This is a genomic window from Streptomyces griseus (assembly GCF_900460065.1).
Taxonomy (GTDB): domain Bacteria; phylum Actinomycetota; class Actinomycetes; order Streptomycetales; family Streptomycetaceae; genus Streptomyces; species Streptomyces griseus.
Window position 1 is genome coordinate 1 of record NZ_UAVD01000034.1, and the last position, 9,856, is coordinate 9,856.

Sequence of the window (9,856 nt, forward strand, 5' to 3'; positions counted from 1 at the left end):
GCCCGCTGTGCCCACCGCTGGCACCCGGTCGCCGCGAACCGTCGCCGAATGGGCCCTCGACGCCCGCGACCCGTACGCCGTCGACGTAACCGACGCGACGCACCCGGTCGCCGCGACGCCCGTAACCGATGCGACCGACGCGACTCACACAGCCGCCCCGACTCACGCCACCGACGGTGCGGAAGCTCCGGAGCTGGTGATCGCCCGGGTGCCCCGGGACCTCGGTGTCCGTGAGGCCGTGGACCGGACCATCGCCCTGGCCCGTCTGCGGCTCCGCGACCGGAACCCCGGGGCCGACGCCCCCCTCCTCGTCGTGACGCACGGCGACGACGCGGCCCACGCGGCCGTGCGCGGCCTCGTCAGGAGCGCGCAGGCCGAGCACCCGGGGCGGTTCCTGCTGCTCGACACCGACGACGACACCCTCCCGGCCGAGCGGATCGCCGCCCTGGTCGCACCCGGCGAGGACCACATCCGGCTGCGCGGCGGCGAGGTCCAGGTGCCGCGGCTGGCCCGGGCCGGCGCCTCCGACGCGCTGCGACCGCCGGCCGACGGGGCGTGGCGGCTGGAGACCGCGAAGACCGGATCGCTCGACGCCCTCCGCCTCGCCCCCGCCCCCGAGGCGGACGCGCCGCTGGAACCCGGACAGATCCGGATCGCCGTACGGGCCTCCGGCGTCAACTTCCGCGACGTGCTGATCGCCCTCGGCATGTACCCCGGTGAGTCCGCGCCCTGGCTCGGGGACGAGGCCGCCGGCGTCGTCCTGGAGACCGGGCCCGGCGTCACCCACCTCGCGCCGGGCGACCGGGTCCTGGGCATCGTCCCACGAGCCTTCGCCACCCGGACCGTCGCCGACGCACGCATGGTCGTCCGCGTGCCCGAAGCCTGGTCGTACGAGACCGCGGCCTCCGTACCCCTCGTCTTCCTGACGGCGTGGATGGGGTTGGTGGAGCTTGCGGGTGTGCGGGCGGGTGATGCGGTGCTGGTGCACGCGGGTGCTGGTGGTGTGGGGATGGCGGCGGTGCAGGTGGCGCGTCATCTGGGTGCGGAGGTGTTCGCGACGGCGAGTGAGGGGAAGTGGGGTGCGCTGCGGGATCTGGGTCTGGACGAGGCGCACATCGCGTCGTCCAGGTCGCTGGAGTTCCGTGAGCGGTTCCTCGCCGCGACCGACGGCCGGGGCATGGACGTCATCCTCAACGCCCTGTCGGGTGAGTACGTGGACGCCTCGCTCGATCTGCTGCCCCGGGGCGGCCGGTTCATCGAGATGGGCCGAACCGACATCCGGGACCCCGAGACCATCGCCGCCGACCACACGGGCGTCGCCTACCGGGCCTTCGATCTGATCGAGGCGGGTGCGGAGCGGATCGGTGGGTGGCTGGCCGGGGTGGTGGGTCTGCTGGAGGGGGGTGTGCTGGAGCCGTTGCCGGTGGTGTCGTGGGATGTGCGTCGTGCGCGGGAGGCGTTCCGGTATGTGAGTCAGGCGCGGCATGTGGGCAAGGTGGTGCTGTCGGTGCCGCGGGTGCTGGGTGCCGGGGGCACGGTGTTGGTGACGGGTGGTACGGGCACGTTGGGTGCTCTGGTGGCCCGGCATCTGGTGTCGGTGCACGGGGTGCGTCGTCTGGTGCTGGCTTCGCGTCGGGGTGGTGCGGCCGAGGGTGTGGCCGAGCTGGTGGTGGAGCTGGAGAAGAGTGGTGCGGTGGTGACGGTGGTGGCGTGTGATGCCGCTGACCGGGATCAGCTCGCGCAGACCCTCGCGGCGATCCCCGCCGAACACCCCCTCACCGCCGTGATCCACGTCGCGGGCGTCTCCGACGACGGGGCACTCGACACCCTTACCGCCGAGCAGGTCGAGCGGGTGCTGCGGCCCAAGGTCGACGCCGCCGTCAACCTCGACGAGCTCACCGCGGGAACGGACCTGGCCGCCTTCGTCCTCTACTCCTCCGCCTCCGGAGTCGTCGGCACACCGGGCCAGGCCAACTACGCGGCGGCGAACGCCTTCCTGGACGGGCTCGCCGAACGCCGGCGCGCCCGCGGTCTGCCGGGGCAGTCCCTGGCCTGGGGACTCTGGGAGCAGGAAAGCACCCTCACCGCACACCTGGGGGACAGCGACCGCGCCCGTATGGAGCGCACCGGGGTCCGCGCGCTCACCTCGGAGGAAGGCCTCGCCCTGTTCGACGCGGCACTCGCCACCGACGAGGCCCTCCTCGTACCGCTCCACCTCGACCTCGGCACCCTGCGGACCCGCGCCGCCTCCGACGGCGAACTGCCTCCCCTCTTCCGCGGACTGGTCCGGGCCGCCGGCCGGCGTACGGTCGCGGGAGACGTGGACACCTCGGGCGCCGACGCACTGCGCCGCCGTCTCGACGCGGCCGGCGAGCCCGAGCGCCGAAGGCTGGTCGTCGAACTCGTCCGGCAGCAGGCAGCCGCCGTCCTGGCACTGTCGGACGCCTCCCAGGTCGAGATCGAACGCCCCTTCCGGGAAGCCGGCTTCGACTCCCTGACCGGCGTCGAACTGCGCAACAAACTGGCAGCGGCCACGGGCGTACGGCTGTCGCCCACGGCCGTGTTCGACCATCCGACACCGGCTGCGCTCACCGAACACCTGCTGGAACACCTGGCCCCCGACGGGGGAGCGCAGGCCGTGCCCCGCCTCCTGACGGAGCTGAACCGGCTGGAGCAGACCCTCAAGTCCCTCGACGTGGACGCCACCGCACACACCGAGGTCACCCTGCGGCTGCGCACCCTGCTCTCCCAGTGGGACACCAAGGCGGCCCCGGCCGCCGACGACTCCGCCGAGGATCTGCGCTCGGCCACCGACGAGGAGCTGTTCGGCTTCCTCGACGACGAACTCGAAACCCCGTGACGCGGTCCAGGACAGGTGAGAAGCGATCATGACCACCAACGAAGAAAAGCTTCGTGACTACCTCAAGCGGGCCACCACCGACCTGCGCCAGGCCCGGCGTCGCATCACCGAGCTCGAAGGGCGCGACCACGAGCCCATAGCCATCATCGGCATGGCCTGCCGCTACCCGGGAGACGTGACGTCCCCCGAGGACCTGTGGCGCCTGGTCGACGACGGCCGTGACGCCGTGACCGGCTTCCCCACCGACCGTGGCTGGGACCTCGACGCGCTCTACGACCCCGAGCTGCGCACCCCCGGCACCAGCTACGTCAGGGAGGGCGGGTTCCTCCACGACGCCGCCGCGTTCGACGGTGAACTGTTCGGCATCTCCCCGCGCGAGGCGCTCGCGATGGACCCCCAGCAGCGGGTCCTGCTGGAGACCACCTGGGAGGCCGTCGAGCGCGCGGCGATCGACGCGGCCCGGCTCAAGGGCTCCGACACCGGCGTCTTCATCGGCGCCGGACACCCCGGATACGGCGTCACCTTCGGCCAGAGCGACCTGCCCGACGGTGTCGAGGGCTACTCGATGACCGGCAAGGCCGCCAGCGTCGTCACCGGCAGGATCAGCTACACCTTCGGCCTCGAAGGCCCGGCCGTCACCGTCGACACCGCGTGCTCCTCGTCCCTCGTCGCCCTGCACCTGGCCGTCACCGCCCTGCGCAAGGGCGAGTGCTCCCTCGCCGTGGCGGGCGGCGTCACCGTCATGCCCACCCCGGAACTCTTCGCCGAGTTCAGCCGCCAGCGCGGCCTCGCCACCGACGGCCGCTGCAAGGCGTTCGCCGCCTCCGCCGACGGCACCGGCTGGGCCGAAGGCGTCGGCGTCCTCCTGGTGGAACGCCTGTCGGACGCCCGCCGCAACGGGCACCAGGTACTGGCGGTGGTGCGGGGTTCGGCCGTGAACCAGGACGGTGCGTCCAACGGCCTGACCGCCCCCAACGGTCCCTCGCAGCAGCGCGTCATCCGGCAGGCCCTCGCCAACGCCGGCCTTGCCTCCCACCAGGTCGACGCCGTCGAGGCGCACGGCACCGGTACCACGCTCGGTGACCCGATCGAGGCGCAGGCGCTCCTTGCCACCTACGGCCAGGGCCGCGACTCCGAGAACCCGCTGTGGCTGGGCTCGTTGAAGTCCAACATCGGCCACGCGCAGGCCGCCGCGGGTGTCGGCGGCGTGATCAAGATGGTCATGGCGATGCGCAACGGCACCCTGCCGAAGACCCTGCACATCGCCGAACCGACCCCCCGCGTCGACTGGGACGCGGGAGCCGTCACCCTGCTCACCGACGCCCGCCCCTGGCCGGCCGGGGACGAGCCCCGCCGCGCGGGCGTCTCCTCCTTCGGCGTCAGCGGCACCAACGCCCACGTCGTCATCGAGGAGGCCCCTGCCGAGACCTCGGACGACGCTCCCGCCGCCCCTGACGCGGACCGGGACCACCACACGACCGACACCCTCCCCTGGGCGGTCTCCGCCGCCGGCCCCAAGGCCCTGCGCGCCCAGGCCGCCCGACTGCTCGACCACCTCACCGACCACGAAACCCCCTCCACCGAGGTCGCCCGCGCCCTGCTCACCACCCGCGCCTCGCTCGGCCACCGCGCCGTGATCGTCGGGACCGGGCCGGACGACCTGCTCCGCGGCCTGCGGTCCCTCGCCGACGGCACTCCCGACGCCCGGGTCACCCAGGGAACGGCAGCCGACGGGACGCACGACCCCGTGTTCGTGTTCCCCGGGCAGGGCGCGCAGTGGTCCCGTATGGGGCTGGAACTCGCCGATTCCTTCCCAGTGTTCGATAAATCGCTGCGGGAGTGCGCTGCGGCTCTTGCGCCGTTCGTGGGGTGGGATCTGCGGGCGGAGTTGGCGGGTGGTCTGGGCCGGGTGGATGTGGTGCAGCCGGCGTCGTGGGCGGTGATGGTGTCGCTGGCCCGGTTGTGGGAGTCGTTCGGGGTGATGCCGGCTGCGGTGGTGGGTCATTCGCAGGGTGAGATAGCCGCGGCTGTGGTGGCGGGTGCGCTCTCCCTGGAGGACGGCGCTCGGATCGTTGCTGAGCGCAGTCGGGTGATCGGTGAGCGTCTGGCGGGGCGTGGGGGTATGGCGTCGGTCGCGCTGCCCGCCGAGACGGTACGGGCACGGATCGAGGGTTTCGGCGAGCGCCTCGCGGTTGCCGCCGTCAACGGGCCTTCCTCCACGGTCGTTTCGGGTGAGCCGGCTGCGTTGGACGAGCTGCTGGTGGCTCTGGAGGGTGAGGAGGTGCGGGTCCGACGTATCGCGGTGGACTACGCGTCGCATTCCTCGCACGTGGAGTCGATCCGTGAGGAACTCCTCGATGTCCTGGCCCCGATTGCGCCGCGTTTGTCGACGGTGCCGTTCTATTCGACGGTGACCGGCGGTCTGCTGGACACCGAGCAGCTCGATGCCGCGTACTGGGTGCGGAATCTGCGGCAGACCGTCGAGTTCGAGGCGACGACGCGGGCGTTGATAGCCGATGGGCTGTCCGCCTTCGTGGAGTGCAGTGCTCACCCGGTTCTGGCTGTGGGTGTGGAGGAGTCCGGTGCGTCCACGGTGGTCGGGTCTCTGCGCCGTGAGGACGGTGGGGCTCAGCGGTTCGTGACGTCACTGGCACAGGCCTTCACCCACGGCCTGCCCGTCGACTGGTCCACGCTGATCGGCCAGGGCCCCGTCGCCGACCTGCCCACGTACGCCTTCCAGCGGCGGTCCTACTGGCTGGCCCACCGCCCGGCCACCGCCACAACCCCGCGTGACCCGGCCGAGGACCACTTCTGGGACGCCGTCGAGCGCGAGGATCTGCCCGCGCTGGCCACCGCGCTCGACCTCGACGGTGACGGCCTGCGCGATCTGCTGCCCGCCCTGGCCGGCTGGCGGCACCGCAGCCGCGAACAGGCCGAGACCGACTCCTGGCGCTACCGGATCGCCTGGCACCCGCCGGCCGACCCGGGCCCGGCTCGGCCGACGGGGCACTGGATCATCGTCTCGCCCGACGCCGCCGGACCGCAGGTATGGCACGAGGCCGCCCAGCGCGCCCTGCGTGACGCGGGGGCCCGGGTCACCCTCCTCACCCCCGACGCCGCCACAGCCGACCGGCACATGCTCGCCGCCGCCCTGCGCACCGCGGCGGGCGACGGCCAAGTCAGCGGCATCCTCTCGCTGCTGGCGCTCGACGGGCGGACGCACCCCGGGCAGACCACCGTCACCACCGGCTACGCCGCCTCCCTCGCCCTGATCCAGGCCGCCGCCGACAGCGAGCTCGGCGCGCCGCTCTGGTGCGCCACCCGAGGCGCCGTCGGAACCCGCCCCGACGAGCCGCCGCTCGATGCCGCGCAGGCCCAGCTGTGGGGACTCGGCCGTGTCGTCGCCCTGGAGCAGCCGCAGCTGTGGGGCGGGCTCGTGGACCTGCCGGAACAGGCCGACTCCACCGCGCTGCGCCTCCTCGCCACCGCCCTGTCCGGCCGCGACGGGGAGGACCAGCTGGCGCTCCGGGCCACCGGGCTCCTCGCCCGCCGCATGCTGCGGGCTCCCCTCGGGGGCACCGTCCCGCCGCGCACCTGGCGGCCCGAGGGCACCGTCCTGGTCACCGGAGGCACCGGCGCCCTCGGTACGCACATCGCGCGCTGGCTCGCCCGGAACGGGGCCCCGCACCTCCTGCTGCTCAGCAGGCGCGGACCGGACGCGCCCGGCGCGGCCGAACTCGTCGCCGAGCTCGCGGAGTCGGGTACCCGGACCACGATCGCCGCCTGCGACATCGCCGACCGCGACGCCCTGGAGGCCGAGCTCGCCCGCATCCCCGGAGAACTGCCGCTCACCGCCGTGTTCCACACCGCCGCCGTCCTCGACGACGGTGTGGTGGACGCCCTCGACGCCGACCGGGTCGAGCGGGTGCTGAGGGTCAAGACGCGTGGCGCGGACAACCTCCACGAGCTCACCCGGGACCGCGACCTCACCGCCTTCGTCCTCTTCTCCTCCTTCGCCGCCACGTTCGGCACCCCCGGCCTCGGCAACTACGCACCGGGCAACGTCCACCTCGAAGCCCTCGCCGAACAACGACGTGCCGCCGGGCTCCCGGCCACCGCCGTCGCCTGGGGGACCTGGGCCGGCGCAGGCATGGCCGAGGGCGCGGTCGGCGACCGGGCGCGTCGCCACGGCGTGTTCGCGCTCGACGCCGAACCCGCCACCCGGGCGCTGCAACAGATCCTCGACCACGACGAGACCTGCCCCGTCGTCATCGACATGCGGTGGGACCGCTTCGCGGTGGTCTTCACCTCCGAGCGGCCCAGTCACCTCCTCGACGAGATCCCCGAGGCCCGACGGGCGCTCGCCGAGGCGGCCCCTGCCACCGTGGCGGAGGACGAGCAGGAGCCGTCCGAACTGGTCAGCCGGCTCGCCGCACTGCCCGAGGACGACCGGCGCCGCGAACTCACCGACCTGGTACGCCGCAACGCCGCGCTCGTGCTCGGCCACGACGACCCCGCCTCCGTCGACGAGAGCCGCGCCTTCCGGCACCTCGGCTTCGACTCGCTGACCGCCGTCGAACTGCGCAACCGCCTCAACAGCCTCACCGGTCTGCGCCTGCCCGCCTCTCTCGTCTTCGACTACCCCACCCCCGCCGGGCTCGCCGCCCATCTGTACGCGGAACTCCTCGGTGACGCCGCCGAGCCGGTGGTCGCCGTCCACCAAGGCGGAGCCGAGGACGACGAGCCGATCGTCGTCGTCGGCATGGCCTGCCGGTTCCCCGGCGGCGTGGGCTCTCCGGAGGAGCTGTGGCAGCTCGTCGCCGGTGAGGGCGACGCGATCTCCGCACTGCCGTCCGGCCGCGGCTGGGACGCCGACGCGCTCTACGACCCCGACCCGGCGGCCACCGGCAAGAGCTACGTGCGCGAGGGCGGGTTCCTGCACGACGCCGACCGGTTCGACCCCGAGTTCTTCGGGATCTCGCCACGTGAGGCGCTCGCGATGGACCCGCAGCAGCGGCTGCTGCTGGAGACCTCCTGGGAGGTGCTGGAGCGGGCCGGGATCGACCCCACCTCGCTCAAGGGCACGCGCACGGGTGTCTTCGCCGGGATGACCCACCACAACTACGGTGCCACCCACCCCGCCCTGCCCGTCCCCGAAGGGCTTGAGGGCTACCGGATGACCGGCAGCACCACGAGCGTCGCCTCGGGGCGGATCGCCTACACCTTCGGTCTCGAAGGCCCGGCCGTGACCGTCGACACCGCGTGCTCGTCGTCACTGGTCGCCCTGCACCTCGCCGTCCAGGCCCTCCGCCAGGGCGAGTGCACCATGGCCCTCGCCGGCGGCGTCACCGTCATGTCGTCGCCCGCCGCCTTCACCGAGTTCAGCCGCCAGCGCGGGCTCGCCCCCGACGGGCGCTGCAAGGCGTTCGCCGACGCCGCCGACGGCTTCGGACTCGCCGAGGGCATCGGCATGCTCCTCGTCGAGCGCCTCTCCGACGCCCGGCGCAACGGGCACCGGGTGCTGGCCGTGGTGCGGGGTTCGGCCGTGAACCAGGACGGTGCGTCCAACGGGCTCACCGCCCCCAACGGTCCCTCGCAGCAGCGCGTCATCCGCCAGGCCCTCGCCAACGCCCGCCTGACGGCGGACGACGTGGACGCCGTCGAGACCCACGGCACCGGCACGAAGCTCGGCGACCCGATCGAGGCCCAGGCCCTCATGGCCACCTACGGCCGCGACCGGAATCCCGCGCAGCCGCTCCTGATCGGCTCGGTCAAGTCGAACATCGGGCACACCCAGGCGGCGGCGGGCGTCGCCGGCGTCATCAAGATGGTCATGGCGATGCGGCACGGGGTACTGCCCCGCACGCTCCACGTCGACGAGCCCTCCTCCCACATCGACTGGTCGCAGGGCGCGGTGTCGCTGCTGACGGCGGCGGAGCCCTGGCCCGAGACCGGACACCCGCGCCGCGCCGGTGTCTCCTCCTTCGGCATCAGCGGCACCAACGTGCACGTCCTGTTCGAACAGCCCGCACCGGCCGACCAAGCCCCCACCGCGCCGGCCACCGACCCGGCCGGTACGCCGCACGGAGTCGTCCCCCTGACGCTCACCGCCGGCTCCGAGCACTCCCTGCGCCGACTGGCGCACCGCCTCCACGCACACGTCGAGAACCACCCCGACGACGCCCCCCTCGCCATCGGCGGCGCACTGCTGCGCTCCCGGGCGCGGTTGGAGCGGCGCGCGGTGGTGGTGGGGGCCGATCGGTCGGCCCTGTTGTCGGGTCTGGCTTCGGTCGCTGCGGGTGAGCCGCACGCGGCGGTCGTCACAGGCACGCCGAACGGCCCGGGGAAGGCGGTGTTCGTGTTTCCCGGGCAGGGCGCGCAGTGGTCGCGTATGGGGCTGGAACTCGCCGATGCCTTGCCGGTGTTCGACAAGGCGCTGCGGGAGTGTGCGGACGCTCTCGCTCCGTTCGTGGAGTGGGACCTGCGGGCGGAGTTGGCGGGTGGTCTGGGCCGGGTCGATGTGGTGCAGCCCGCGTCCTGGGCCGTGATGGTCTCCCTGGCCCGGCTCTGGGAGTCGTTCGGGGTGGTGCCGGCTGCGGTGGTGGGTCATTCGCAGGGTGAGATAGCCGCGGCCGTCGTCGCCGGTGCGCTCTCCCTGGAGGACGGCGCTCGGATCGTTGCTGAGCGCAGTCGGGTGATCGGTGAGCGTCTGGCGGGGCGTGGGGGTATGGCGTCGGTCGCGCTGCCCGCCGAGACGGTACGGGCACGGATCGAGGGTTTCGGCGACCGCTTGGCGGTTGCCGCCGTCAACGGCCCTTCGTCGACGGTGGTGTCGGGTGAGCCGGCTGCGTTGGACGAGCTGCTGGCGGCCCTGGAGGGTGAGGAGGTGCGGGTCCGGCGTATCGCGGTGGACTACGCGTCGCATTCCTCGCACGTGGAGTCGATCCGTGAGGAACTCCTCGACGTTCTTGCCCCGATCGTTCCGCGTTCGGCGAC

General features: G+C 73.2%; 2 protein-coding genes. Both read left to right on the forward strand.

The window, feature by feature from the left end:
• Positions 1–2,860 (forward strand): SDR family NAD(P)-dependent oxidoreductase (locus DTB53_RS25795; RefSeq protein ID WP_146777731.1); only part of this gene is annotated, 2,860 nt, incomplete at its 5' end.
• Positions 2,861–2,888: 28 nt separating this feature from the next.
• A partial coding sequence (locus tag DTB53_RS25800; RefSeq protein WP_112416012.1) for a type I polyketide synthase occupies positions 2,889–9,856 on the forward strand: 6,968 nt, incomplete at its 3' end.